The 23,112-nt window shown below is 64.0% G+C and carries 27 protein-coding genes; 15 read left to right on the top strand and 12 right to left on the bottom strand.

What is annotated here, in order from left to right; genetic code table 11:
- Positions 1 to 142: 142 nt before the first annotated feature.
- Entirely contained in the window at positions 143 to 817 is a 675-nt protein-coding gene (locus tag AB7G19_RS27160) for an HAD-IA family hydrolase (protein ID WP_063984022.1), read from the bottom strand.
- Positions 818 to 982: 165 nt separating this feature from the next.
- Between AB7G19_RS27160 and rpiA the strand changes: the two genes are divergently transcribed.
- The 3 genes from rpiA (at position 983) to gor (ending at position 3,779) form a co-directional block, all read left to right on the top strand.
- Positions 983 to 1,708 (top strand): ribose-5-phosphate isomerase RpiA, encoded by a 726-nt coding sequence (gene rpiA, locus AB7G19_RS27155; protein ID WP_028146742.1) that lies wholly within the window; start codon positions 983 to 985, stop codon positions 1,706 to 1,708.
- 2 nt (positions 1,709 to 1,710) lie between these two features.
- Entirely contained in the window at positions 1,711 to 2,259 is a 549-nt protein-coding gene (locus tag AB7G19_RS27150; RefSeq protein WP_063984021.1) for a DUF2059 domain-containing protein, read from the top strand.
- 131 nt (positions 2,260 to 2,390) lie between these two features.
- Positions 2,391 to 3,779: a glutathione-disulfide reductase gene (gor, locus tag AB7G19_RS27145; protein WP_439034551.1), complete on the top strand. Its 1,389-nt coding sequence runs from the start codon at positions 2,391 to 2,393 to the stop codon at positions 3,777 to 3,779.
- 269 nt (positions 3,780 to 4,048) lie between these two features.
- Here gor and AB7G19_RS27140 read toward each other — a convergent pair whose 3' ends face one another.
- Both AB7G19_RS27140 and AB7G19_RS27135 read right to left on the bottom strand, forming a co-directional pair.
- The gene (locus tag AB7G19_RS27140) at positions 4,049 to 5,344 is read right to left on the bottom strand and encodes a DUF892 family protein (protein WP_439034552.1); all 1,296 of its coding nucleotides are present in this window, start codon (positions 5,342 to 5,344) and stop codon (positions 4,049 to 4,051) included.
- A gap of 108 nt (positions 5,345 to 5,452) precedes the next feature.
- Positions 5,453 to 6,460 (bottom strand): alpha/beta fold hydrolase, encoded by a 1,008-nt coding sequence (locus AB7G19_RS27135; protein ID WP_063984018.1) that lies wholly within the window; start codon positions 6,458 to 6,460, stop codon positions 5,453 to 5,455.
- 485 nt (positions 6,461 to 6,945) lie between these two features.
- Here AB7G19_RS27135 and AB7G19_RS27130 point away from each other — a divergent pair, with 485 nt between their 5' ends.
- The 5 genes from AB7G19_RS27130 to AB7G19_RS27110 all read left to right on the top strand — a co-directional run bounded on the left by AB7G19_RS27130 (position 6,946) and on the right by AB7G19_RS27110 (position 9,006).
- The gene (locus AB7G19_RS27130) at positions 6,946 to 7,425 is read left to right on the top strand and encodes a hypothetical protein (protein WP_439034553.1); all 480 of its coding nucleotides are present in this window, start codon (positions 6,946 to 6,948) and stop codon (positions 7,423 to 7,425) included.
- Positions 7,422 to 7,625 (top strand): hypothetical protein, encoded by a 204-nt coding sequence (locus AB7G19_RS27125; protein WP_259257953.1) that lies wholly within the window; start codon positions 7,422 to 7,424, stop codon positions 7,623 to 7,625. Before AB7G19_RS27130 ends, AB7G19_RS27125 begins: the two co-directional genes overlap by 4 nt.
- Before the next feature lie 74 nt (positions 7,626 to 7,699).
- Positions 7,700 to 7,936, top strand: coding sequence for a hypothetical protein (locus AB7G19_RS27120; protein WP_259266565.1), 237 nt, complete (start codon positions 7,700 to 7,702; stop codon positions 7,934 to 7,936).
- An 85-nt stretch (positions 7,937 to 8,021) separates the two neighbouring features.
- Positions 8,022 to 8,357, top strand: a complete 336-nt coding sequence (locus AB7G19_RS27115; protein WP_063984016.1) for a hypothetical protein — start codon at positions 8,022 to 8,024, stop codon at positions 8,355 to 8,357.
- Between the two features lie 28 nt (positions 8,358 to 8,385).
- Entirely contained in the window at positions 8,386 to 9,006 is a 621-nt protein-coding gene (locus tag AB7G19_RS27110) for a hypothetical protein (RefSeq protein ID WP_071915165.1), read from the top strand.
- Positions 9,007 to 9,067: 61 nt separating this feature from the next.
- On the opposite strand, the gene AB7G19_RS27105 is transcribed toward AB7G19_RS27110, so the two are convergent.
- The 4 genes from AB7G19_RS27105 to AB7G19_RS27090 all read right to left on the bottom strand — a co-directional run bounded on the left by AB7G19_RS27105 (position 9,068) and on the right by AB7G19_RS27090 (position 12,880).
- Complete coding sequence (locus AB7G19_RS27105) at positions 9,068 to 10,207, bottom strand: hypothetical protein (RefSeq protein WP_441268385.1); 1,140 nt, start codon at positions 10,205 to 10,207, stop codon at positions 9,068 to 9,070.
- A gap of 347 nt (positions 10,208 to 10,554) precedes the next feature.
- Positions 10,555 to 10,776 (bottom strand): hypothetical protein, encoded by a 222-nt coding sequence (locus tag AB7G19_RS27100; protein WP_175618061.1) that lies wholly within the window; start codon positions 10,774 to 10,776, stop codon positions 10,555 to 10,557.
- A 26-nt stretch (positions 10,777 to 10,802) separates the two neighbouring features.
- Positions 10,803 to 12,029, bottom strand: a complete 1,227-nt coding sequence (locus tag AB7G19_RS27095; protein ID WP_441268384.1) for a carboxylate-amine ligase — start codon at positions 12,027 to 12,029, stop codon at positions 10,803 to 10,805.
- A 20-nt stretch (positions 12,030 to 12,049) separates the two neighbouring features.
- Positions 12,050 to 12,880: a class II glutamine amidotransferase gene (locus tag AB7G19_RS27090; RefSeq protein WP_441268383.1), complete on the bottom strand. Its 831-nt coding sequence runs from the start codon at positions 12,878 to 12,880 to the stop codon at positions 12,050 to 12,052.
- Between the two features lie 202 nt (positions 12,881 to 13,082).
- On the opposite strand from AB7G19_RS27090, the gene AB7G19_RS27085 reads away from it, so the two are divergent.
- Both AB7G19_RS27085 and AB7G19_RS27080 read left to right on the top strand, forming a co-directional pair.
- Positions 13,083 to 13,679, top strand: coding sequence for a hypothetical protein (locus tag AB7G19_RS27085; RefSeq protein WP_441268382.1), 597 nt, complete (start codon positions 13,083 to 13,085; stop codon positions 13,677 to 13,679).
- Positions 13,676 to 14,161 carry a hypothetical protein gene (locus AB7G19_RS27080; protein ID WP_071915161.1) on the top strand — a complete coding sequence of 162 codons (486 nt, stop codon included), beginning with the start codon at positions 13,676 to 13,678 and terminating at the stop codon, positions 14,159 to 14,161. The genes AB7G19_RS27085 and AB7G19_RS27080 overlap by 4 nt, the downstream gene beginning before the upstream one ends.
- A 52-nt stretch (positions 14,162 to 14,213) precedes the next feature.
- Here AB7G19_RS27080 and AB7G19_RS27075 read toward each other — a convergent pair whose 3' ends face one another.
- From AB7G19_RS27075 to AB7G19_RS27060, 4 genes are all read right to left on the bottom strand, one after another.
- Complete coding sequence (locus tag AB7G19_RS27075) at positions 14,214 to 14,843, bottom strand: FMN-binding negative transcriptional regulator (RefSeq protein ID WP_441268381.1); 630 nt, start codon at positions 14,841 to 14,843, stop codon at positions 14,214 to 14,216.
- Between the two features lie 74 nt (positions 14,844 to 14,917).
- On the bottom strand, positions 14,918 to 16,396 hold the full coding sequence (gene pdxR / locus AB7G19_RS27070) for a MocR-like pyridoxine biosynthesis transcription factor PdxR (RefSeq protein WP_441268380.1): 1,479 nt from the start codon (positions 16,394 to 16,396) through the stop codon (positions 14,918 to 14,920).
- 51 nt (positions 16,397 to 16,447) lie between these two features.
- The gene (locus AB7G19_RS27065; RefSeq protein WP_354176918.1) at positions 16,448 to 17,044 is read right to left on the bottom strand and encodes a redoxin domain-containing protein; all 597 of its coding nucleotides are present in this window, start codon (positions 17,042 to 17,044) and stop codon (positions 16,448 to 16,450) included.
- 64 nt (positions 17,045 to 17,108) lie between these two features.
- Positions 17,109 to 18,866, bottom strand: coding sequence for an MOSC domain-containing protein (locus AB7G19_RS27060; protein ID WP_441268379.1), 1,758 nt, complete (start codon positions 18,864 to 18,866; stop codon positions 17,109 to 17,111).
- 176 nt (positions 18,867 to 19,042) lie between these two features.
- Here AB7G19_RS27060 and AB7G19_RS27055 point away from each other — a divergent pair, with 176 nt between their 5' ends.
- From AB7G19_RS27055 to AB7G19_RS27035, 5 genes are all read left to right on the top strand, one after another.
- Positions 19,043 to 19,423, top strand: a complete 381-nt coding sequence (locus tag AB7G19_RS27055) for a nuclear transport factor 2 family protein (protein ID WP_441268378.1) — start codon at positions 19,043 to 19,045, stop codon at positions 19,421 to 19,423.
- Positions 19,424 to 19,982: 559 nt separating this feature from the next.
- On the top strand, positions 19,983 to 20,456 hold the full coding sequence (locus AB7G19_RS27050) for a TerB family tellurite resistance protein (RefSeq protein ID WP_439034564.1): 474 nt from the start codon (positions 19,983 to 19,985) through the stop codon (positions 20,454 to 20,456).
- Between the two features lie 2 nt (positions 20,457 to 20,458).
- On the top strand, positions 20,459 to 20,821 hold the full coding sequence (locus tag AB7G19_RS27045; RefSeq protein WP_439034565.1) for a hypothetical protein: 363 nt from the start codon (positions 20,459 to 20,461) through the stop codon (positions 20,819 to 20,821).
- Positions 20,818 to 21,453 (top strand): TerC family protein, encoded by a 636-nt coding sequence (locus tag AB7G19_RS27040; RefSeq protein WP_247307055.1) that lies wholly within the window; start codon positions 20,818 to 20,820, stop codon positions 21,451 to 21,453. Before AB7G19_RS27045 ends, AB7G19_RS27040 begins: the two co-directional genes overlap by 4 nt.
- A gap of 34 nt (positions 21,454 to 21,487) precedes the next feature.
- The gene (locus AB7G19_RS27035; protein WP_071915153.1) at positions 21,488 to 22,072 is read left to right on the top strand and encodes a TIGR00645 family protein; all 585 of its coding nucleotides are present in this window, start codon (positions 21,488 to 21,490) and stop codon (positions 22,070 to 22,072) included.
- Positions 22,073 to 22,088: 16 nt separating this feature from the next.
- Here AB7G19_RS27035 and AB7G19_RS27030 read toward each other — a convergent pair whose 3' ends face one another.
- Positions 22,089 to 23,057 (bottom strand): helix-turn-helix domain-containing protein, encoded by a 969-nt coding sequence (locus AB7G19_RS27030; RefSeq protein ID WP_167767998.1) that lies wholly within the window; start codon positions 23,055 to 23,057, stop codon positions 22,089 to 22,091.
- Positions 23,058 to 23,112: the final 55 nt, after the last annotated feature.

Below are 23,112 nucleotides of genomic sequence, written 5' to 3'. Positions count from 1 at the left end.
TCTAACTGCGACGAACCGCCACATCCCCGGGCGAACCTACGAGCGTCGTTCCAAGCAAGCAACCGGCGCGCTGTGCATAGTTAATAGATGGTTAACGCAGGGTTCCGTAGAATATGGCAGTTATCTCAGAGGCTTGTGGTTCCTAGGCAGTCATTAGGCTGTGGGCCGCGGCCGGCAGGTCGCGCATGTGATGGATCAGCCGGTCCGGCTTCAGCTCGGCGATCGGCACGTCCGTATAGCCGAAGCTGACCCCGATCACGGGCACCCCAGCGCGCCGGGCCACGCCGACGTCGGTTCCGGCATCGCCGACCATGATGCTGGCTTTGACCGCTCCGCCGGCGCGCGCCACGGTCTCGCGGAAAATGGTCGGATCGGGCTTCTGGACGCCAAAGGTGTCCGCGCCGCAGATCGCGGCAAAGCGGCGGGTGAGGTCGAGCTGGTCCAGCAGGCGCTTGGACAGCCATTCCAGCTTGTTTGTGCAGACCGCCAGCCGGTGGCCCTGGGCGGCAAACTGGTCGAGTGCGGCCTCGAGCCCCTCGAACGGACGGGATTCGACCGCGATATGGTCGGCATAATAGGCGATGAAATCCGCCGTCATCCGGTCCATGTCAGCCGGCGTGACCATGCGGCCCTCAGCCTCCAGCCCTCGTTCGATCAGCTTGCGGGCGCCGGCGCCGATCATGTTGCGGGCCGAGGCCATCGGCACGGGCGGCAGCCCTTCGCGGTCGAGCACGAAATTCAGCGCGGTGATCAGGTCGGGCGCCGTATCCACAAGCGTGCCGTCGAGATCGAAGACGAGGGTGTAAGGGGAGGTCATGGTCCCAGCGCTATCGGGCCGGCCGGATCGGCGCAAGGGCCGAAGCCATAAGTTCACCTTATAAGATCGGCCCGGAGGCCTGTTCCGGCGGGAAAAACGAGGCTACATAGGCCGCCGCAAGCAACCTATCGGCGGCACACTCTAAAATTCAGGGGCGGGCGCATCGTGAACATGGACCAGTTGAAGCGGCAGGCTGCGGCGCGCGCCCTCGAGGAGGTGCGTGACGGCATGCAGCTCGGGCTCGGCACCGGCTCGACCGCCAAACATTTCGTCGAGCTGCTCGGCGAGCGCGTGCAGGCCGGGCTCAAGGTGATCGGCGTACCGACCTCGGAGGCGACGCGCCTCGACGCCGAGCGCTGCGGTGTGAAGCTGACGACGCTGGACGAGATCGATCATCTCGACCTCACCGTCGACGGCGCCGACGAGATCGATCCCGACTTCAACCTGATCAAGGGCGGCGGCGGCGCGCTGCTGCGCGAGAAGATCGTGGCGGCCGCCTCGGATCGCATGATCGTGATTGCCGACGACAGCAAATGGGTGCCGACGCTCGGCCGCTTTCCGCTGCCGATCGAGGTCATCCCGTTCGGGCTCGGCGCGACGCGCCGCGCGATCGAGAAGGCATTTGCCGAATGCGGCGTTTCCGGGCAAATGGCGGTCCGCAAGGCCAAAGGCGGCGACAAGGATGGCCACGTTTTCGTCACCGATGGCGGCCACTGGATTCTCGATGCTCAGCTCGGACGCATCGTGGATCCGCCTGGCCTCGCCAAGGCGTTGAGCTCGATCCCCGGCGTGGTCGAGCATGGCTTGTTTATCGGCTTGGCCAGCTCGGCCGTTTTGGCGGGCGGCGAGGGAATTCGCGTGATTGAACGGCGTAAGCCGAAAGGAGACTAGGAATGAAGAGCGTATTGAGATTCTTGCCGGCCGCGACGCTTGCTGCTGGACTGGCCGTCTTGGCGGTCCCGGCGATCGCGCAGCAGGCCGCGCCGGCCCAGAAGGCTGCTCCCGCGCCCGCCCCGCCGAAAGCCTCGCCTGCGGCGATCGCGGCGGCCAAGGAGATCCTGCAGATCAAGAACGCCACCGCGATGTATCAGGGCGCCGTGCCTGGCATGGTCGAGAAGACCAAGATCACGCTGATCCAGCAGAATCTCAACTACCAGAAGGAGCTCAGCGAGGTCGCGCCGATCGTGGCCCAGCAGCTCAACGGCCGCCAGAACGAGATCGGCGAAGGCATGGCGCAGATCTATGCCAGCGAGTTCACCGAGCAGGAACTGAAGGACCTCGTCACCTTCTACAAGTCGCCGCTGGGCAAGAAGCTGATCGACGCCGAGCCGCGCGCCATCGGCCTGAGCATGGCCTTCATGAACTCCTGGGCCCAGAACTTCTCCGAGACCGTGATGGGTGCCTTCCGTGCCGAGATGCGCAAGCGTGGCAAGGAAATCTGACAGTACCTATCTGATCAGAAATCCCTAAAGCGCGTCATCGCGCTTTAGGATGTTATTTGCGCATGGTCCTATCGGAGAACCGCTGCACACGTCTCCGGATCATGCGCTGAAAGAAGAGGTCGGAGTGGACAATGGCTGAATTCGACGTCGACCTCTTTGTCATCGGTGGCGGCTCGGGCGGCGTGCGTGCCGCCCGCATCGCGGCCGGTCACGGCGCGCGCGTGATGATCGCGGAAGAGTACCGCATGGGCGGGACCTGCGTGATCCGCGGCTGCGTGCCGAAGAAGCTGTTCGTGATCGGATCGCATGTCCGTCACGAGCTGGAAGATGCCGCTGGTTTCGGCTGGACCGTTCCGCCCGCGACCTTCGACTGGCCGACGCTGATCGCCAACAAGGACAAGGAGATCGCGCGGCTGGAAGCGGCCTACACGACGAATGTCGAGAAGTCGGGCGCGCAGGTCGTCAAGAGTCGCGCGGTGATCGAGGACAAGCACACCGTCCGCCTGCTCGAGAACGACCGGAAGATCAGCGCAAAATACATCCTGATCGCCACCGGCGGCGCGCCCAACCACGGCGCCTCGATCCCCGGCATCGAGCACGTGATCTCCTCCAACGAGGCGTTTCATCTGAAGAAGCTGCCGAAGCGGATCGTGATCCAGGGCGGCGGCTATATCGCGCTGGAATTCGCCGGCATCTTCGCCGGCTACGGCTCCGACGTCACCGTGATCTATCGCGGCGACAACATCCTGCGCGGTTTCGACGAGGACGTTCGCGCCCACGTCCGCAGCGAGATGGAGAAGCAGGGCATCACCATTCTCACCGGCTGCACGGTGGCGAAGGTCGATCGGCACGGCGAGGAATTTACCACGCATCTGTCGAACGGCTCGAGCCTTGCTTCCGACCAAGTGATGTTCGCGATCGGCCGCCATCCGTCGGTCGCCAATCTCGGCCTGGAGAAGGCCGGCGTCGCCATCAACCCCGAGAATGGTGGCATCGCGGTGGACCATTTTTCGAAGAGCTCGGTCGACAACATCTATGCGATCGGCGATGTCACCCACCGGCACAATCTGACGCCGGTTGCGATCCGCGAGGGGCATGCGTTTGCCGACACCGTGTTCGGCAAGCGCGAGGTGCAGGTCGATCATTCCTACATTCCGACCGCGGTGTTCTCGCAGCCGGAGGTCGGCACGGTCGGTCTGACGGAGACCGAGGCGCGTGCGCAATTCAGCCACGTCGACATCTACAAGACGACGTTCCGGCCGATCAAGGCGACGATGTCGGGCCGCGACACCCGCGTGCTGATGAAGCTCGTCGTCGATGGCTCGACCGACCGCGTGCTCGGCTGCCACATCGTCGGCGATTGCGCCGCCGAGGTCACCCAGGTGGTCGCGATCGCGGTGAAGATGAAGGCGACCAAGGCCGACTTCGACGCGACGATCGCGCTGCATCCGACCGCGGCCGAAGAGCTCGTCACCATGCGCACGCCGACGGCGCGGCATGTACGGCAGGCGGCGGAGTAGGACCGGCCTTTAGCGCGACCTCAAAGCACTGAGATCACGTCACGTCATCTCCGATATCTTGCCCTTGCCTTGGCAGGACTCGCATTTGACTGGATAGATCTTGCGACCCGGGTGCGTTGGCTCCTTGGATTTGGGAAAGCCGGTTCCATTGCACAGCGGGCAGGTATGTTCTTTGATCTTCGGGGGCATGCGAGATCCTTTCCGGCTGTGGTGGCGCAGCGGCCCCTGCAGGGGCCGCGTTGCCTTGTGGTCAATGGTTCAAGGCCGACCTAGCCTCCGGCGGGCTCATCCTCGGCGAAGGTCTGCTCGATGGCGGCGGGCATCTTCGCAACCGACATCAACGAACGTGCGACCTGATTGAGCAACTGATCCGCGTTCTCTTCCTCGGCGAGATTCTTGGAAAGCAGCGCGACGACGGCGGTGTGACGCAACTGCTGCGCCAGGTTGCGGGCGGTCGCATAGCCGGCAATCTCGTAATGCTCGACACGCTGTGCCGCACCGATCAACGCGAGATCCGCGGCGGCATCGTCCTTCCTGGCGCCCTCCTTGATCACTTCGTCGCCTTCCTCGACAAGCCCCTGCATGCCCTTGCAAGCCTTGGCGCGCGGCTTCTTCCCGAGAAGTTCGAAGCACTCGTCGAGACGCTCGATCTGCGCTTCGGTTTCGGCCAGGTGAACTGTGAACAGCTCAGAGAGCTGGTCGTAGCGGGCAGCCTCGATCATCTGAGGCAATGCCTTGGTCAACTGCTTCTCCGCGTGCAGGAGATCCCGCAGCTGATCGATCAGCAGGTCGTCAAGGCCAACGGACGGTTCCGATGGCGAGCTCTCGGCAACGATGGAAGGCGCCGCACCGGGATCGCCGTTCTGGAGTGCCGGTGATTCCATGAAAACCCAGTCCTCGCCTTCATTCCAGGGACCTCTGGTGTCGATTTCGCCATTGTCGCCGGACCCTGTCGAATCGTTGAAGAACTGGTTCACGAGACCGGGCGTCGGAGCGATGCGGCCGATGCTGAACGCGGGCTTGTTCATGCTTTCCAGCGCGCGTGAGAACGCCTTCATGTGGGTGATTTCCCGTGTCATCAGGAATTGCAAGGCGTCTTTGGTGCCGGCGTCATCACAGAAATTGATCAGGCGCTCATAGACGATCTTGGCCCGAGCTTCTGCGGCGATGTTGCTGCGCAGATCGACGTCGAGTTCTCCGGTGATCTTGAGATAATCCGCCGTCCAGGCACTGCCTTGCGAGTTGAACAGATTGACGCCGCCGCCTCCGGCAATCGCGATCAAGGGATCGGCTTCCGCCGCTTCGCGATCGAACTTCATGGGCTTCAAGTGCAGGCGCGCGAGCGATCCGACGACCTCAAGGTGGCTCAACTCCTCGGTTCCAATATCCATGAGGAGATCCTTACGGTCAGGATCCTCGCAATTGAGACCCTGAATGGAATACTGCATGGCGGCCGCAAGCTCGCCGTTGGCGCCACCGAATTGCTCCAGCAGCATATTGCCGAACCGGGGATCGGGCTCGTCGACCCGGACTGTGAACATGAGCTTTTTGACGTGATGATACATGGAAAGACCTTTGACTACAGGAGATACCGGGGCCAACTGAGCGCTGTGTTGGACGTTCCTAATTCGGATCGTGCCGCGACCAGATGCTTCTCGGGAGAATCAGGTGGCTCAATGCAGCGTTTCCGCCGCGGCTTCGTCGACAGCGGCCATCAGGTCAGCCGTATCCGATTGCTGGATCATGTGACCCGCATTCGGGACGCGACGCATCTTGCTGTGCTTGATCTCGTCATGCAGCCTGCCGGACTGTTCGTCGATGTCGATGAGGCGGTCGTCCTCGCCGGCCAGGATGGTGACCGGCATGGCCAATTCGCCGTAAGTCTTCGCCGACAGCATCGCAGAAGGGACCATCAACGCCGCTTCCGCGGCACCCGCACGAAGCTGCGACGGACGCACCGCCAGTGATTTGGGGAAGCCGTCGAATTTTTCCGGGACGGATTTGGGCCCGAACAGCTGCCGCAGCATCGTCGGCCACATCAGGCGGCTGAGGATCGGCGAGATCGTGTGACTGAGGATGTCGCCAAACCCTGGTATCGCCGGCCCGGCCATCGCCATCATCGCGTCGGTGCGGGCCGTCGGGAAATAATAGCCCGACGCCAGTATCAAGGCTTCGACCAATGAGGGGTGCCTGCTTGCCAGGGCGATCGCAACCGATGCGCCCCAGGAATGTCCGAGCACGATCGCCTTGTCGACGCCAAGGTGCGCAAGCGCGTCTTTGAAAAGGTCGGCTTGGGCGGCCGGCGTCCACACCACGTTGCGCGGCCTCAGACTGTGCCCGAAGCCGGGACGGTCGAACACGATGACCCGATAGTCCTTGGCTGCAAGATCGATCAGGCCACTCGACTCGAAATCCTGGATCATGCTGCCATTGCCATGGAGCAGAACCAGCGGGCGTCCGGACCCGCGCTCGACATAGTGCAGCCGAACACCGTCGATGTCGATGAACCGCCCTTGGGGCGGATTATCACGCTGCGCCTTGTCGGCAAGGCGCCGATTGACGAACGCGGCCGCTGCGAGCAGGCCGGCCGTCGCGGCAATCGTGGAGGCCAAGGGATGTTCTGCGAGAGCATGAAGGGCCGTGGCCGCCAAAGATGGCGAACGTTTTTTCAGTATGCGCATGTGACACTTTCGCTGACTGCGGCCAGCTGTTGGAGAGTGGGGAAGGGACGCTTCCGCATTGACGCCCTTGGTCGCATCACGACCGCGATGGCGCCGGATTCTTGCTGGAGGAGATTTCCGTGCGTCGCGGGTGCGGTTCGGAGACCGGATCAGCACCATCGAGCAGGGATCGATTTCGCCTTCTTGGGACCCGGAACAGTGCTGGTCCGGACCTCCCGGCATGCGCATTCACGGATCATGTCGTGCAGACGCAACAGGAGGGACGGAGAGATGTTCCTAATCCGATGGAGAGATGTTCCTAATCCAATGGATGCAGCCCGCAGTCGGCCATTGACGTAGATCGGAGGCAAAGGCGTGGTTTCTCGGGACCGCGCACTGGTGAATGTCATTTGCGACACCATATCCAGGATATCACCCGCACAGACATGACAGGCGCCGGTGACAGAGAGACGCTGCCGCGCTCCCGCCACAACCGGAGGCGCGCATTGAACGTTATCTCCTATCCCCTGCATCTCTGCCGCAAGTTCGATCGCCGCTGGAGCGCGAAAGCGGTTCAGGACGAGACACAGCAATCCCCGTCACAACGGCCCAACGGCTGTACCGCCTGCGGGCGAATAGTGGCGGCTCCCTTGCATGCGACCTACTTGCCCACCGGGAACTTCGTCAATCAGTGGCGGTGCCCTGTGTGCAAGAACTCCTGGCAGACCTCTGCCGATGCCACGAGCAGCACTGATATCCAATTGAGCCAGTCCGAGCATCTTCGGCAGAATGCCGGGCACTGCCTGACGCTGGAAGACACCGCTGCCAACGACGCGGCGCGCAAGCGGTTCAGGAGCATGGGCGATGCCTGGCTCGCTCTCGCGGAGACGCAGGAGTGGCTCGATGGCGCGACGCCGCCGGTCTCGCGACCGCAGCCGCAAAGCGCTGATTTGATTCCGATGCCAACGCAGGGGCGTTCGTCATGAATGAGAAGCGCAACCGCGTGCGTCAGGCGGATTCACTTGCCGAGCGTCTCGCAGCTGATGCACTGAGGCTGCGTGAAGAGGCCTCGCACCTTGAACCCGGCCCAGCGCGGGATGCGCTGCTGAGCAAGGCACACCGGAACAAGATGGCTGCCGATATCAACTCCTGTCTGACCGCTCCGGGACGCCGCTTGCCTGGATAGCCAGCGCAGATCTCGAGCCCGAGCTTTCACCGTTTGCCAATAGTAACGAACCACCAAGGGTCCGATTGAGATCCATGGACGATTTGGCGTGGGCAGCACTGCCGGGTCTGACGCAGGCAACCGGTCGACCTTTCCCCGGAATGCAAGGACCAGATGACATGGATCGAGACAAGAGCGGCCGCATCGTTGAGACTGCGCTCGAAGCGCGCCAAGGCGAGCTCGGTCCCAGCGTGTTGATGCTGCTGGGTGTGAGTGTGGGACTTGCAGTCATCCTCATGGTGATGACGTGGATGATATTCTTCAGAACCTGAGCGTGAAGGAGATGTCACAGCGCGAGACGTAGGAACTAAAGCTCTGATGGGGGCTTGGATCACTCCTTAGACACTGGAGACCATCATGAAGCGCCCATCGTTTATCGTTTGCATTTCTTTATTCGCGGCGGCCACCGCCTTCGCAGCTGCTCCGGCCTCAGCGCAAAATCCACCGGCGCAGTCCGGACCGAACAACAGCGCGGTCAACAGCGCGGGGCAAAACAACTCCGACGCTCCTGTCGCAGGTCGCAACAGTTTTACCGAAGGACAAGCCAAGTCGAAGATCGAGGATGCCGGCTACGCCAACGTCACCGAACTGAAGAAGGACGACAACGGTGTTTGGCGCGGCCATGCCAGCAAGGGTGGATCTGCCACCGCGGTCAGCGTCGACTTTCAAGGCAACGTCAATTCGGCCAAGTAAGCCATTAAGCAAATAAGAAGGACACACAATGACCGTTACAATTTCTCGTCTTTACGACAACTACAGCACTGGGCAGCAGGCGGTTCAGCGTCTCGAAGCTGCCGGCGTGCCGCATTCGGACATCAGCATCGTCGCCAATAATTCGGACAGCTGGTTCAACACCGACAAGAAGGTGGACCGTGACCGCGATGGCGTCGACGATCGCGCCGAAGGTGCCGGCAAGGGCGCCGGCATCGGTGCGGGCGTGGGTGGCACTGCCGGCCTTCTCGCCGGTCTCGGCCTCCTCGCAATCCCCGGCCTCGGACCCGTCGTTGCGGCCGGTTGGCTCGCCGCGACCGCGGTCGGCGCGGCCGCCGGAGCCGCAACCGGCGGTGTCGTCGGAGCGATGACTGAGGCCGGCATTTCGCGGGAAGATGCGGACTCCTACGCCGAGGGCGTGCGTCGGGGAGGCACGCTGGTGTCGGCGCGGGTCGCAGATGCCGATCGATCCCGCCTTGACGCAGTCCTGAACGAGTCGTCGGTCAATTTGCGTGACCGCAGCGCCGCCTGGCAGAAGACCGGATGGAAGTCGTTCGATCCCGCCAGCAAGCCCTACGGTGCGGACGAAGTTCGCAAGGAGCGGCAGCTCTACGGTGGATCAGTTCGCTAAAGATCATTGCGCCGAATGAGATCGCGACGGCCCGCTCCGGCGGGCCGTCTTTTTTGCGCGGCTACGCGTACAGATACCCGACCGGCTTGCCCTCGGTGCGCAGGGGACGGATGTCCTTCTGCGTGATGATTTGACTAGCGAGGCCATCGATCTTGTCGCGTTGGGTCGGCGTCCAGCTGCGAAGGTCGTTCATGCCCTTCAGAAGACCGAGCCGGAGGACTTGCGTGTTCTCGCCGAGGCCGACGAGGTTTATCGAGCTCTTTCCCGCCGTCACCACATCGCCAGCCGCAAGCTCAAACGTCTCACCGGCCTTGTTCTTGAATTCAGCCGTGCCGCGAATGACACGGTAGATTGCGATTTCGCCCTTGGCGAAACAGCTGGCGTCCGCGGCTGCCGACGTGCTCTTCGGCAGCAGCGACTGGCCACGCGGGTCGGTTGCGATGATGTGGCCGGTGACGAGATGGCCGCTCGGCACTTCGATGCCGATGTCGCGCACGTACACCGGCAAGGCCGATTTGATCGGACCGTCGACGAGTGGCTTGAACAACGCATCCAGCGCGAGTGGATCTTGAAGCCAGAAGCCTGCGTCGGCCGGCCGGTTGTGCAGCGGGTGGCTCCAGGCCACGCGCGGCGTCTCGGCCTCGTTGATCTGGTCCGGACCGACGATGGTCGGGTTCGGAAAGGTCGTCGGATCGGTCACGAAGGCTTCGAGGAATTTGCCGGAGTAGCCCATCGAGATCGGGTCGGGCACCACGGACTGCGGCGTCTTCAGGTTTTCTTCGGTCGACAGTCCCGACCAGGTGTAGAACAGCTGGCGGTGGACGATCGCGCTCTGCAGCATCACCGCGCCGGGACCGACATTGTAGAAGCGCCCGTCATAGTCGAAGGTGAAGGCGCCCGAGGTGACCAGCACGAGCTGAAAGCCGCCCGGCGGAAGATGAAGATGGAAATCGGTGGGGCCGGTGTCCGGGCGGTAGATCGGGAGGTTTGTCGCGACTTCGTGCAGGAGGAAGGTTTCGTTGTTGGCGTGGAAGCCCTCGTTCGCGCGGTTGTAGAGGGCTTGCGGCCGGTACGTCGGTTCGAACCTGGCATTCCTGTCGCGATCGATCGCCACGAAATCGTGAGCGTTGAGGCGTAGTGGCGCGCCGTTCGGATGGGTGAGGCCGGTAAATTTGAGATCGCCGGCGGCATGCACGTTCATGGCACTCTCCGATCTTTGCCGCTCATCCGGTCTCCGGGCGCACGCATCTTGCTGCGCCAACTCATGGGAGCAGGGAATCAGGCCTGACGCTGCCTTGCGAATTCTGGGCCAGTCGAGATGCAGCGCGATGCGCGGGCTCTGCGGCCCCGCACGGCGCGTTGAAAAATCGAGATTGCACCTGAGGTTAGACCGCACGTCAGGCTGGCTTGCTTGGGCCTTTTCTCGGAGCCCGCAACCCCGGCGACGGGGCGCGCCTTGTCTAATTTGTCGGCAAGCCCTGGCGCGGGCGTGCAGCCGCGCAGGTCGCGTCGATCAGCAAAGGCCGGCGGCTGGCCATGTGAAACCGCTCATTCGAACGGCTGACGGGTGATCCGCTCGGGCTTGCCGATCGGGCTGTCCGCCCACTTCGCCATGTCCACCGTTCGCGCGTCGATGCCTTCGCACCAGAGGCAGCTGAGCTCCGCGCGACCCTTGGCCGAAAGCAGCGGTACAAGTCCGTGGCCGCAGCCAGCGCAAGACGTGACGCGATTCACGCGTTCCTCCACGATCACCGAATTCAGGAGCGACATTGTCGTTCGCCAAGCTTGCGCGGGCGCTATGACGGCGCACGAACGCTTCCGATCGTAGCGCTCGCGCCCGAGATCGTCGAGGCTGCGATCCAGCGCGAGACCGCCCCGATGTCCTCCGCATTCTCGCGATAGGCGCGAAGCTGGAATTCCGCCGAGCTGCCACGCTCCACGATGGTCCGGCAGTGCTCGACCTCGGCGGCGCAGTTCAGCGCGGCTGCGTCCCCGGCGACGTCGTCGATGGTCCGGGCGAGCAGCTCCGAGATGGTGACCGGCCCGTCCTTCGAGGCAAAGATGCAATCGGTGCCGTAGCGCTGGGCCCGCCATTTGTTCTCGACCGCTATCGCGCGCTCGACCACCGTGACCTCCTTCGACCGATGCGGCCGCAGATAGAGATGGCGCGTCAGGCAGCGATAGAGCGAGGCGATGGCAACGGCGTCGTCGATGAAGGTGCAGGTGTCGGGCGCGCGAAGCTCGAGGGTCGGATGCCTCATGGACGGCCGCATCGCCCACCAGATATGGCTCTCGTCGGGAATCACGCCGGAGCGTTGCAGCGCGCCGACATATTCGTCGTAGTCGTGCCTGGTTTCGAACAGTTCGGGCAAGCCGGTGCGCGGCAGCTCGGAATAGGCGGCAAGCCGGTAGCCCTTTAGCCCGGTCTTGTGGGAATTCCAGAACGGGGAGGAGGCCGACAGCGCGATGAACAGCGGCAGATGCGGCAGCATCGCCCGCATCACCGCCATCCGCTTCTCGGGATCGGGCAGCTGGACGTGCACATGCATGCCGCACATCATGTTGCGGTGGCCGATGCTGCGCAGATCCTCGATCATCTCCTCGTAGCGCGGCTTGGGACTCGGCTGCGACATCCGCCAGACCGCGGTCGGATGCGTGCCGCAGGCCATGATGACGAAGCCGTATTGCGCGGCGACGTTGGCGACCTCGCGGCGGAGGAACCGCAGCTCCTCCCGGGCGTCATTGACATCGACGTGAACGTTGGTGGCAACCTCGAGCTGGGATTGCAGCATCTCCCGCATCGCCTGGCCGCCGGTGGACCAGTTCACCGACTCGAACAGGGCGTTGGGCGTTTCGATCGCGACCTCGAAGCTGCGGCGATCGGCGAGGAAGTATTCCTCCTCGATGCCGAAGGAATATTCAGCCGCCTTGCCGCGTCCGCCGGCAGAGCGGATGACGAGGTGCTGCTTGTCGTCGGAGGAATCGAGGCGCAGCAGTTTCAAAACGTCCGAAGCAAATGTCATAGGGCCACCCGGCAGTGGTATTACCTGCGGGCGATAATCCGCCTGACCCGGGCCGGTTCCGCGTCGGACCCACCGGAAATTGCAAGGTCGAACGGAACAATTGTCACGGTTTCGGATGCGCGCGCGACCAGCGCGTGATTCGGCGGCACTTCCGTCCAGTCCGTTTCCTTGTCGAACGGCTCGGACACGACGACGACCTGGCCGCCGCCGGCCTCGCGATAATAGAGCGTGTTAGCGGCATCGTTGACCGCGACGCGAAACGCATAGAGATCCCGGCCGTTTGCGATCGCGCTGGTGAAGCGCAGGCGCTCACGAAGCTCGCCCTCGTGGACCAGGCCGACCAGCGATTGCAGCACGGCTTGCGTTGCGCCAAGGGGATCGCTGTCGAGTCCCGCGCCCATCATGGCGAGGAACACGGCTTCCGAATCGGTCGTGCCCAGCCGCGAGGGGTAGTAGGCATCGGGGATCAGCGCCTCGACCTTGCGCCGCAGGCGATTCCAGCTGCCGACGAAGCCGTTGTGCATGAACATCCACTGGCCGCAGGCGAACGGATGACAATTCTGCCGCGTCACCGCCGTGCCGGTGGCGGCGCGCACATGGGCGAAGAACAGATGCGAGCGCAGATGGCGGCAGAGGTAGCGCAGGTTTTCGTCCGACCAAGCCGGACGTGTCTCGCGGTAAAGGCCGGGCTCCGGATGCTCGCCATACCAGCCGAGACCAAAGCCGTCGCCGTTCGAGCCGGCCGTCGACTGCAGCGAGCGGATGCTCTGCGCGATCAGCGAATGCTCGGGCTCGGTGACGTAGGGCTCGAACGAGGTGGTCTCGCCCCGGTATGCGATCCAGCGGCACATGCGGCCTTCCTGTCAGGATGTGGCGTAAGGTTCACCAACAAGATCGTCTGTGTTGGGTTCCCGGCGATGTGTTCTGCAAAGTCCGGATCATTTCTGCGGCGTGTTTTAGACGTTCATTTACCCTGCATTGCGGGAACCCGCGCATTAATACATCTCTTAACGCCGACACGGTTAGGTTGCGCGCGAATTTTGAGTGCGCATCATGAGCCGATTTGTTCTTTTCACCTGCATGGCGTTCGTCTCCACGTTCGTGGGCATCTCCTGGGCGATTCGCGGATTTCCGGTGTCGCACGTTTCGCTGGTCGGTGAATTGAGGCCCACGCTCAGTTCCTCGTTCGGCGATGAGCATTCAAAGGCCAAGCAGCGGAAGGATTGGGAAGCGGAGCACACCCTGCAAAGCGACAAGGACCCGAAGCAAGACGCACTGCGGATGGACGCATTGCAGGCAAGCACCGCTTACGCGATGTCGCCGTGCGACGACACCATGAAGGCGAACCTGAGGGCGGCTACGGAGGCCTATGCGCGGGGCTGGGTGAAGATCTACGACTGCCCAAATCCGAGAATGGGCATGTTCTGCAGTGAAGAGAAGCGCGATCGGGCGAACGCCGCGTATTCCACGCCGCTGGACGTTCGCGTCAAGGCGCAGCTGGCCGAGGCGTTCAAACAAAAGGGCATCGTCAAGGAAGACTTCCCGGAGGATATCCGCGACGTCGTTCTCTGGTTCACCGGGCCTGGTATGTTGTTTGATCCGTCTCCGGTATGCCTGCCACGGCAGCAGGCGTCGGCGAGCTTCAAATGAGCCGCGCCTGGTTCATCGTCTGGGCGCTTGTCATCTGGCAGGTCGCCGCCTGGGCATTCGCTCCGCAGAAGACAGCCCAGCAACCAGCAGCACCGGTCGATGGTCCGGGTTATGGCTCCAACGAAGAGATCTTCGTGGACGGTCGCGCAGGCTTGCGCCGCGAGACCGCTCTGGCGTTCGAGCGCCCTTATGGATCGCGTTGCGCGGGAGAGGGGCGGAAGCAATTCGTCGCCCATATCGACTACTACTATTATCGTCGTCAGAACGACATGGAACACTACCCCAAGATTTTCGGGAAAGCCGGGGCAGACTACATCGCCAAGCAATGGTCGACCGGAGACGACAAGCGCTTCGAACGCCTGACGCAGGAAGCCTACGCGCAAGGCTATCTTGCCCTATCGGATTTCGGTGACGTCGGGCGCAAACTGGCGGAAGCCGTTGTCAGGGGCGAGCGCGTCACCGCGCATTCCTGCGCAAGCTGATGGTCCACGGAGACTCTCGGTGAAGCCTCTCAGCACCGAGAATCCCGCTCTCTCAGACCGGAAGCGGGATCAGGGCGGCAGCTTCGCGATCATGCGCGTCCTCACTTGCCGCAAGACCTTGCGCGACGCCGACGCGATCGGCCTCAGGGCGGTTCTGGCTCATCTTGCGCTTGCCCTCGAACCGAACCACGGGAATACGCACACCGACGATCCCGCGCAATTGCGCGGCGATGAAATCGGCGGGAGCGTCACTGACGGCCCACGGCTTGGCGCGCGGGCCCTCGTGCCTGTTCGTCAGCCGCGTCACGGCGTCGAGCAGGCGCTCCGGCTGCTGGAAGAATTCGACCGGGCCGTAGGCATGCACGGCGACGTAATTCCAGGTCGGCACGACCTTGCCGGTCTCCTGCTTGGTCGCATACCAGGACGGCGTCACATAGGCGTCGGGGCCATTGAAGATGGCGAGCGCATCGCCGATCGGCGGCAGCTTCCATTGCGGGTTGGCCCTGGCGACATGCCCATAGAGCACGCCGTGCTCGCCTTCGCTCTCGTCGAGGAAGAGCGGCAGGGGCGTGGCGACCGGGCCCTCGGCGGTGGCCGTCACCAGGCTGGCGAGGCGCGCACCGCGGATAGTCGCGCGGATGTTCTCGATGTCGTCGTCCTTGAAGGCGGGCGGGATGTACATGGCGTGTCTCCGTTCTCGATGCGGAGATAGCCGGAATCTGGCCTATATGAAACGGCCAGTTCTGTGTGATTTGATCAGTCCAGTGCGGCGGCGGCCTGGGCGAGGAGCTTGCAGCCTCTCTCGATCTGCGCGATCTCCAGCGCCGAGTAGCCCATGACGAGACCGACGGTCTTCCGCGTCCAGCTCGGCGTCCGGCTTGGGCCGACCAGCAACGCCGAGACCGGATAGATGCCGACGCCCTTCGCGCGAGCCGCCCGGATCAATGCGTCTTCGCGCTTCTGCGGCAGATCGTCGAGCCACGCCACCACGTGCAGGCCCGCCGCCGTGCCCTCGATCCGGACACGATCTCCGAACCGGCGGTGCAACGCGTCGATCAGTGCCTGCTGACGCTCGGCGTTGCGCCGGCGCACGCGCCTGACGTGGCTGTCATAGGCACCGCTTTCGAGCATCGAAGCGAGCGCGTGCTGTTCGATCAGCGGCGTGTGCCGGTCCATGATCTGCTTGGCGGCGGCGAACAGGGATCGCAGCCCGGCGGGCACGACCAGGTAGCCGATCCGCAAGGTCGGGGACAGCGTCTTGGAGACGGTGCCGAGATAGATCACGTTGTCGCTGCCCTCCAGCGCATGCAGCGGCGGGATCGGCTTGGTGTCGTAGCGATACTCGCTGTCGTAATCGTCCTCGATCACGTAGGCGTCGTGCTTGCGTGCCCAGGCCAGCAATTGGTGCCGGCGTCCGATCGGCATGACGCCGCCGAGTGGATATTGATGCGACGGTGTCACATAGGCGAGCCGGGCCTCGACGCCGTCGAGCCGCGCTGTCTCAAGTCCGTCTGCGTCAACGGGGATCGGCACCGTCTCGGCGCCCGTCGCCGCGAGCGTGTGGCGCGCCATCTGGTAGCCGGGATCCTCCATTACGAAGCGGTCGCCGGCATCGAGCAGGAGCCGTGCGCAGATGTCGAGGCCCTGCTGCGAGCCGTTCACGACAACGATCTGATCGACCTCGCAGCGGACGCTGCGCGATCGCCACAGGTAGCCCTGAAGCGCAGTCCGCAGCCGCAGCGCGCCGCAAGGGTCGTCATAGGCCAGCCGCTCGGGCTTGCGCGCCATCGCAGCCGTCACGGCCTTCTTCCATGCCAGCACCGGGAAATCCGACGGCGAGAGTTCGCCATAGCGGAAGTTGGCGATGAGCCCGCGCGGCGGCTCGATCCAGCGCGGCGGATCCGACCGCAGCCGCTCGCCGAAGGCCGACAGAAGCGGCTTGCGCGCCGAGGGCCGCGATGCGGCGCGCGCGCGTCCGCGCTCGACGACGGCGCGGGCAACGCGTGGCCGCGCGCCATGGCGTGTCTCGATAAAACCTTCGGCGGCGAGCTGTTCATAGGCGACGGTCACGGTCGAGCGCGCCACGCCCATCTCGCCGGCGAGCGCCCGCGACGACGGCAGCAGGCCGTCGATGCCGTAGACCCGCGTCAGAATTTGATCTCTCAGGGCTTCGTAGATCTGGCGCGCACCCATGCGGCCGGCACGATCGCCGGGAGTCGTCTTCATCTGGATCATCCACATTCCTGGCTCGGCATTCGTCCGAACGGACGATGCCGGAATGTGGTTCTAATCCCGTTCGCCGAGAGTTTCGACGTAAGCCTTGCCGTAGGGGTAAAAATGCTCCTTGTGGCCCTGATCCCAGAGGGCCTTCAGCCCGGGCGCGGTGATGTCCCAGTCCGGACGGCAATTCATGCTGACGGCTCGGAGATCCTGGCGCAGCTCTTCGACGGTCGGGCGTCCGAAGAACCAATAGCCGTTATAGATCTTGTGAACGCGCAGGCCGGGCTCCAGCACGATGACATGCGGGATCATCGGATTGTGGACGGGATCGGTGTATTCGGCGATGTCGAGATCCTTCTGAACGATCCGCCGCGAATCCGACAGGAAAGGCCAGTGCGCCCCGACGCCGCTGCGATATTCGTTGGTCTGGGTGATGTTGTCGGTGGTGATCGTGACCAGCCGGCAGTAGCCGACCTCCATCTCGCGATGGAGTTGCAGCAGGCCTTCGGCCTGGCGGCGGTCCTTCGGACAGAAGCCGCCGCGGCCGAGAACGAGCACCATCGGATCGCCACCCTGCAGCTCGGAGAGCCTTCGGTGCTTACCGGTGTGGTCGCTGAGCTCGTAATCGGGGAAGGTTACTCCCGGCGTCATGTCAGGTCGCATTGAACTCTCCCATGTCTTCGAACTCTCGCATGTCTTCTCGCATGTCCGGCGTGACTGCCGACACTCACAGATCGATCACGACGTCGCCCTGGGGCCGTGAACAGCAGATCAGGACATTGCCGTCCGCAGGTGCGTCGAGCGGGTCCGGCGCATAGCTGACGGCGCCGGCCACGAGCCCGCTCTCGCAGTTGTGGCAGACCCCGGTGCGGCACGACCAGCGCACGGGAACGTCGCAGGCTTCGGCCAGTTCGAGCAGGCTGGCATATGATGGTCCCCAGCAGACATTGAGGCCGCTGCGGGCGAACGAGACCATCGGGCCCGGGCCGGTTGCGCCGGCCGGCAAGTGCGCTCGCTCCTGCGGGGTGGACGCTATGCCGGGTGTCAGGGACGGTCCGGCGCCGAACATCTCGGTGTGGACGCGATCCGGTGTGACGCCGAATGCGGCAAGCCCGTGCGAGAGATCGGTCATGAACGGTGCCGGCCCGCACAGATAGAAATCGCCGTCTGAGGGGACGCCGAGGGCTTGAAGCACCCGGAGGTCCAGACGTCCGATCGAGTCGAAATCCACATTGAGACGATCGCCCGGATCGGGCGCGCTGTAGCAGACATGGCTGTGGTGGTGGGCCAGCCCAGTCAACAGCCCACGCACCTCGGCGGCGAACGCATGTTCGCGACCGTTGCGGGCGCCGTGCAGCCACCAGACCTCTCGCGTCGATGCTTCCGCGGCGAGCGCGTGCAGCATCGCAAGCACCGGCGTTACGCCGATGCCGGCACTCAGCAAGACGACGGGCCGTGCATCTTGCCGCAGTGTGAAACTTCCGCGTGGCGCGCCGATCTGCACGGCGTCACCAATCTTGACCTCGTCGGCGACATATTGGCTTGCCGCGCCGTGGGCTTCGCGCTTGATGCTGATGCGCCAGGACGCGGCATCGGAACGGCTCGACAGCGAATAGCTGCGCGTCATCGCCGGTGCCGTGGAGGCGCCGAGCCGCACGACGACGAACTGCCCGGGCAGGGCGGCGGCGACGGGATGTCCGTCCGTGGGTTCGAGGATCAGCGACGTCACGTTGCCGCTTTCGGCGATCTTGCGCGCCACGCGGAACGGCCGGAAGCCGCGCCAGGCCGGAGGCGGGCTCGACGCCGGGCCGAGCCCGGCGTTTCCCGCTGTCGTGTCCTTGCGCTGCTGCTCGAGCAGCGCCTCGAAGGAATGACGCCAGCCGCCGCTCAGGGCCGGAATTTTCAGCGCGCGCTCCAGGCGGTCGCGCGGGTGAGGGGGCAGATACAGCAGCGCATTGATCTCGGACACGCTCATGCGCTCGGGCCCGCTGGCGACCTGCACGATCTCGTCGCCTGCCTCGATGTCGCCTTCCTCGATCACCCGAAAATAGAAGCCGGGCCGACCGTGCCTGACGAGCAGCGCGGCCATGTCCGGCTCTTCCATGCGAATACCCAGCCGGTAGCAGGTGACGCGCGGCTGCGTCACCTCGAGCAGGGCAGAGCCGATCCTGTAACGGTCTCCAATGCAGACGTCCCTGTCGGCCAGGCCCTCGACGGTAAAATTCTCGCCGAATTGACCTTGGACGAGGTTCGATCGACCGAGGTGCTCCTGCCAGTATTGATAGGAGTCCTGCTGGTAGACGTAGACGGCACGCTGCTCGCCGCCATGACCGGCGGTATCGCCCTGGCCATCGCCGTCGATGTTGAGCCGGCGCACCCTGCGCGGACCACTGACGGGCGTCTTCCAGACGCCGGTATGAACGGTCCTGCCTTGCCACGCGATGTCGCGCGGCAGGCCGACATTGAGGGAGAGCAAGCGGGCCATGGGGGTTCCCCGTCGTGAGGGCGCGGCTCTGGCGGATTCCAGGTCGCTGCAATGCCAATCTGCATCCATGTCGGATTTTTGGCCCGTTAGTCGTTGTTAGACGTTGCTAGCCGGTCTTGTCGCCGGCTGTCTGCGCCCCGATCTGGGGAGCAGACACCGCAAGACGGGAGATCGCGATGGATGATCAGGCGATACTGGCGGCCCTTCAGCGCCATTGGGCTGCGTCGGACGCGAATGATTTCGAGGCCGAGCATGACATCTACCGCGAGGACGCCGTGCTCGACTATCCGCAGTCCGGCGAGCGCATCCTCGGCCGCAGGACGATTCAGGAAAGCCGGTTCGTGCAGCTCAACAAGAAGCGCTTCACGGTCCGCCGGATCGTCGGCGGCGGCGATCTCTGGGTGAGCGAGTTCGTGCTGACCTATGACGGCGTGCCGTCCTATGTCGTCAGCATCATGGAATTCTGCGAAGGACTGGTGGCGCACGAGACGCAATATTTCGGTGAGAGGTTCGATCCGTCACCGTCGCGCGCGCATCTTGTCGAGCTGGTAGGGTAGGTCCGCATTCCTCCGTCATTGCGAGCGCAGCGAAGCAATCCAGTCTGTCTCCGCGGAAAGATTCTGGATTGCTTCGCTGCGCTCGCAATGACGATGTTGATTCAGTTGCGCGCCAAACGGTGCTCTCGTGCCCCGGACGCAGCGCACCGCCGAAGAGGCGCTGCGCTGCTGAGCCGGGGCCCATATTGCGGCGGAATGCGTGGCCTTCTGGGTTCCGGCTCTGCGCAGCAACGCGAAGGGCGTTGCGGCGCGTCCGGGACACGCGGAGAGACGCGCACTATTGCTTAACCAGATCCACTGACACGGAACCCGATGCGGCGGCTGGTCGCAGTCTTGTTGCCTTGATTCCGACCCACCCATCTTTATGTCTGGAGCGAACAAGAATCCGGGCCCCTCTGGCGAGGACGCCGACCATGTCGGCAAAACCTCGCGATGTCGGATGACCTGTCCCGCGCGAATGCGATGGATCGGCCGATCGTCGGGCCTTCTCGAGTTCTCTCCGACTCAATCGTCCCCATCGCAGCCCCGCGCGGTCATTTCGCAACGTAAGGGAGCTACGATGTCCGACGCCGCTACTTCAAATCCGACCGAAATCGAGATCACGGAACCGTCCAGGCTGAACGAGCAGGCTGCGGTCGCGTTGGTGATCGCCGGCGCGCTCGTCGCCGTCGCCGACCGGCGCGTTTCGCCGGTCGAGCGCGACGAGGTGATCCGCTTCATCAGGGATCGCGGACTGGCGCCGCACATGAGTGACGACCGGCTGTTTGCGATATTCGACGAACTGGCGGAACGGCTCGAGGAGCCCGACTTTGCCAATGTGGTGATCGACACGTTGCGTCCGGTCTCGGACCTGCCGCTGTCGGCCCATTTGATGGAACTGTCGGAGCGCGTCGCGGCTGCGGACGAGGACGTGCATCCCCATGAGGTGCAGGCGATCAAGCTGTTGCGCCTGCTGACGCTCGTGCTGCCGCGCGCAAAGCCGGTGGCGCCGGGCAGCGCAGGCACTGAACGGCGCGCCGCCACGCAGGAGTGAGCATGAGTGCAGCATCGGACGAGCGTACGGCAGGAAATGGGGGCACCACCGGCCAGATGGCCGGTGGCGACCCGCGTCTCGACAAGCTCGTCCGCCGCCTGCCGCCGCGCATGGGCGACACCGTCACCTATCTGCTGAAACCGTCCAGCCGCTGGGTGAGGATCCCGTCGGGCGCGCTGCTCATTGTTGGCGGCGTGCTCTCCTTCCTGCCGGTGCTCGGAGTCTGGATGCTGCCGCTCGGCCTCGCATTGCTCGCCGAAGACGTCCCCGCGTTGCGCGCCTCGCGCTCCAAGGTCCTTGACTGGGTCGAGCGGAAGAAGCCGCAATGGCTCGATCCGTCCGCATCGAAAAATGATCAATCATGACTGAATTCATCACCGCCGACGCGCTGACCGCGCTGCTCCAGGTCATCCTGATCGACCTCGTGCTGGCCGGCGACAACGCCGTCGTCATCGGCCTTGCCGCCGCCGGCCTGCCGGCCGAGCAGCGCCGCCGCGCCATTATCGTCGGCATCGTCGCCGCCACAGCCTTGCGCATCGTCTTCGCCGGCGTCGCGACCCAGCTCCTGCAGGTGATCGGCCTGCTGCTCGCCGGCGGCGTGCTGTTGCTATGGGTGTGCTGGAAGATGTGGCGCGAGCTGCGCGAGCAGTCCGCGCACACCGAGCTCGCGTTGAGCCACGGTGGCAGCGCGGGCAGCGCACCGGCGTCGCGCAAGACCTTCGGGCAGGCGGCGTTGCAGATCGTCGCCGCCGACGTCTCGATGTCGCTCGACAACGTGCTCGCGGTCGCAGGCGCCGCGCGCGAGCATCCCTACATCCTCGCGTTCGGACTGTTGCTGTCGGTCGCGATGATGGGCGTCGCCGCCGATCTGCTCGGCCGGGTGTTGCAGAAGCAGCGCTGGATCGCCTATGTCGGTCTCGCCATCATCGTTTACGTCGCCTTCGAGATGATCTATCGCGGTTCGCTCGAACTCGCGCCCGTCATCGCGAGTCTCTGAGGCGACAATTCCTACCTGCAATCCGGAGTGATCCATGACGCCTGAACCCAAAGCACCTTCGGCGCACGCCGGGCCGCGACCGAAAATCGGCCCATTCGCCCAGCTCATCTTTGGCTCGCGCTGGCTGCAAGTGCCGCTCTATGTCGGCCTCATCGTCGCGCAGGGCGTCTACGTGCTGTTGTTCCTGAAAGAGCTCTGGCACCTGGTTGCGCACTCGTTCGACGCCAGCGAGCAGCAGATCATGCTGGTCGTGCTCGGACTTATCGACGTCGTCATGATCTCGAACCTGCTGGTCATGGTGATCGTCGGCGGCTACGAGACCTTCGTCTCGCGCCTGAACCTGAACGGTCATCCGGACGAGCCGGAATGGCTGAGCCACGTCAATGCCAGTGTGCTGAAGATCAAGCTCGCGATGGCGATCATCGGCATTTCCTCGATCTCGCTGCTCAGGACCTTCATCGAGGCCGGCAATCTCGGCACCACGCGCAGCAATTTCACCGAGTCCGGGGTGATGTGGCAGGTGCTGATCCACCTGACCTTCATCATTTCCGCGATCGGTATCGCCTGGGTCGACCGCATCAGCGAGAGCGGGCACCGCAAGGAGAACGGTCACGCCTGAGGGGCGATCCGCACTCTCAGGCGCCGATGGCCAGATGCAACGGACGCCGTCCGCGTGCCAGCGTCTCGGACGGCGCTTCGCCGAAGGCCAGTCTGTAGCTCCTTGAGAAGTCGCCCAGGTGCCAGAAGCCGTTGCCGAGTGCGGCGGCCTTGACGGTCAAGCCATCGCCCCCGGTCATGAGCTGGACGCGAACGGCCCACAACCGTTTGAGGCGCAGATAGTGATGCAGGCTCACGCCATGCACCGCGTGCGTCGCGACCTGGAGCGTGCGCACGGACACGCCGAGCGCGGCGGCGAGGTCGTCGCTGTAGAGCGGCTTGCTGCCGAACAGCGCAACGACGTCGTCGAGATGCGCGATCAGCTTGCGGTGCTTGTCGAATGAACCGGGGCGGGCGCTGCGTGCGCCTGCCGGCAGCAGGGTGGCGTCGAGGCCGGCGAGCAGCGTTTCCTGGATCGGGCGGTAGAGCGCCTCGAATTGCCGGGGATCGTTGCATGCCGACGCCAGCGAGAACATCTCCACGATAGCCGCGCGCAGGCGCGTCATCGGATCGTCCTGCGTGCGGACATAGGCGAGGCCGGTGTCGAAATCCGCCCAGCCGCGATGGCGCATGTCCGAGTTGAAGCGCAGCATCAGGTAAGTGTTGGGGTGATGCTCGATCGCCTTGACGGGGGCTTTGCCGCGCATGACGGCGATCATCGAACTATCGACCTCGCGGCCATTGGCGATGGAGTGAAAGGTGAGGGGAACAACGAGGCCGACGCCGTTGTCCGTGCCGATCTCGGCCTCAAACCGCCGTGCAAAGGAGCGCTGGAGCACGAAGAGCCCGTCGCGGAGCGGCAGGATGGCGCGAGACAGCGAGAATTCCCGCGGACGGAGCGGCGTGCTGGTGCCGAGGCCGAGCACCTCGTTGGCGCGAAATTCGTCGAAGTCCGAGAAGCGCTCGACGCCGAGGACGCGCGATGGCTTTAGCCGACGTACCGGCATTTCGGGATCCCAGGGCATGTCGGGGTGAGCGGGTTGAATCCGCACAAGCGTATCA

Origin of the sequence: Bradyrhizobium sp. 215_C5_N1_1, from assembly GCF_052075935.1 — a bacterium.
Taxonomy (GTDB): Bacteria; Pseudomonadota; Alphaproteobacteria; order Rhizobiales; family Xanthobacteraceae; genus Bradyrhizobium; species Bradyrhizobium barranii.
This window is presented reverse-complemented; position numbering and strand designations above follow the sequence as displayed.

Bases quoted from the DNA above. Each gene is read 5' to 3' on its own strand.
- AB7G19_RS27125 (WP_259257953.1), top strand. From the start codon at position 7,422: ATGAATGAGAAGCGCAACCGCGTGCGTCAGGCGGATTCACTTGCCGAG.
- AB7G19_RS27040 (WP_247307055.1), top strand. From the start codon at position 20,818: ATGACTGAATTCATCACCGCCGACGCGCTGACCGCGCTGCTCCAGGTC.
- AB7G19_RS27035 (WP_071915153.1), top strand. From the start codon at position 21,488: ATGACGCCTGAACCCAAAGCACCTTCGGCGCACGCCGGGCCGCGACCG.
- AB7G19_RS27045 (WP_439034565.1), top strand. From the start codon at position 20,459: ATGAGTGCAGCATCGGACGAGCGTACGGCAGGAAATGGGGGCACCACC.
- AB7G19_RS27055 (WP_441268378.1), top strand. From the start codon at position 19,043: ATGGATGATCAGGCGATACTGGCGGCCCTTCAGCGCCATTGGGCTGCG.
- AB7G19_RS27060 (WP_441268379.1), bottom strand. From the start codon at position 18,866: ATGGCCCGCTTGCTCTCCCTCAATGTCGGCCTGCCGCGCGACATCGCG.
- AB7G19_RS27090 (WP_441268383.1), bottom strand. From the start codon at position 12,880: ATGTGCCGCTGGATCGCATACCGGGGCGAGACCACCTCGTTCGAGCCC.
- AB7G19_RS27135 (WP_063984018.1), bottom strand. From the start codon at position 6,460: ATGCGCATACTGAAAAAACGTTCGCCATCTTTGGCGGCCACGGCCCTT.
- AB7G19_RS27075 (WP_441268381.1), bottom strand. From the start codon at position 14,843: ATGTACATCCCGCCCGCCTTCAAGGACGACGACATCGAGAACATCCGC.
- AB7G19_RS27120 (WP_259266565.1), top strand. From the start codon at position 7,700: ATGGACGATTTGGCGTGGGCAGCACTGCCGGGTCTGACGCAGGCAACC.
- AB7G19_RS27080 (WP_071915161.1), top strand. From the start codon at position 13,676: ATGAGCCGCGCCTGGTTCATCGTCTGGGCGCTTGTCATCTGGCAGGTC.
- AB7G19_RS27065 (WP_354176918.1), bottom strand. From the start codon at position 17,044: ATGCGACCTGACATGACGCCGGGAGTAACCTTCCCCGATTACGAGCTC.
- AB7G19_RS27160 (WP_063984022.1), bottom strand. From the start codon at position 817: ATGACCTCCCCTTACACCCTCGTCTTCGATCTCGACGGCACGCTTGTG.
- AB7G19_RS27085 (WP_441268382.1), top strand. From the start codon at position 13,083: ATGAGCCGATTTGTTCTTTTCACCTGCATGGCGTTCGTCTCCACGTTC.
- pdxR (WP_441268380.1), bottom strand. From the start codon at position 16,396: ATGATCCAGATGAAGACGACTCCCGGCGATCGTGCCGGCCGCATGGGT.
- AB7G19_RS27110 (WP_071915165.1), top strand. From the start codon at position 8,386: ATGACCGTTACAATTTCTCGTCTTTACGACAACTACAGCACTGGGCAG.
- AB7G19_RS27050 (WP_439034564.1), top strand. From the start codon at position 19,983: ATGTCCGACGCCGCTACTTCAAATCCGACCGAAATCGAGATCACGGAA.
- AB7G19_RS27140 (WP_439034552.1), bottom strand. From the start codon at position 5,344: ATGTATCATCACGTCAAAAAGCTCATGTTCACAGTCCGGGTCGACGAG.
- AB7G19_RS27100 (WP_175618061.1), bottom strand. From the start codon at position 10,776: ATGTCGCTCCTGAATTCGGTGATCGTGGAGGAACGCGTGAATCGCGTC.
- gor (WP_439034551.1), top strand. From the start codon at position 2,391: ATGGCTGAATTCGACGTCGACCTCTTTGTCATCGGTGGCGGCTCGGGC.
- AB7G19_RS27095 (WP_441268384.1), bottom strand. From the start codon at position 12,029: ATGACATTTGCTTCGGACGTTTTGAAACTGCTGCGCCTCGATTCCTCC.
- AB7G19_RS27115 (WP_063984016.1), top strand. From the start codon at position 8,022: ATGAAGCGCCCATCGTTTATCGTTTGCATTTCTTTATTCGCGGCGGCC.
- AB7G19_RS27150 (WP_063984021.1), top strand. From the start codon at position 1,711: ATGAAGAGCGTATTGAGATTCTTGCCGGCCGCGACGCTTGCTGCTGGA.
- AB7G19_RS27105 (WP_441268385.1), bottom strand. From the start codon at position 10,207: ATGAACGTGCATGCCGCCGGCGATCTCAAATTTACCGGCCTCACCCAT.
- AB7G19_RS27030 (WP_167767998.1), bottom strand. From the start codon at position 23,057: ATGCCGGTACGTCGGCTAAAGCCATCGCGCGTCCTCGGCGTCGAGCGC.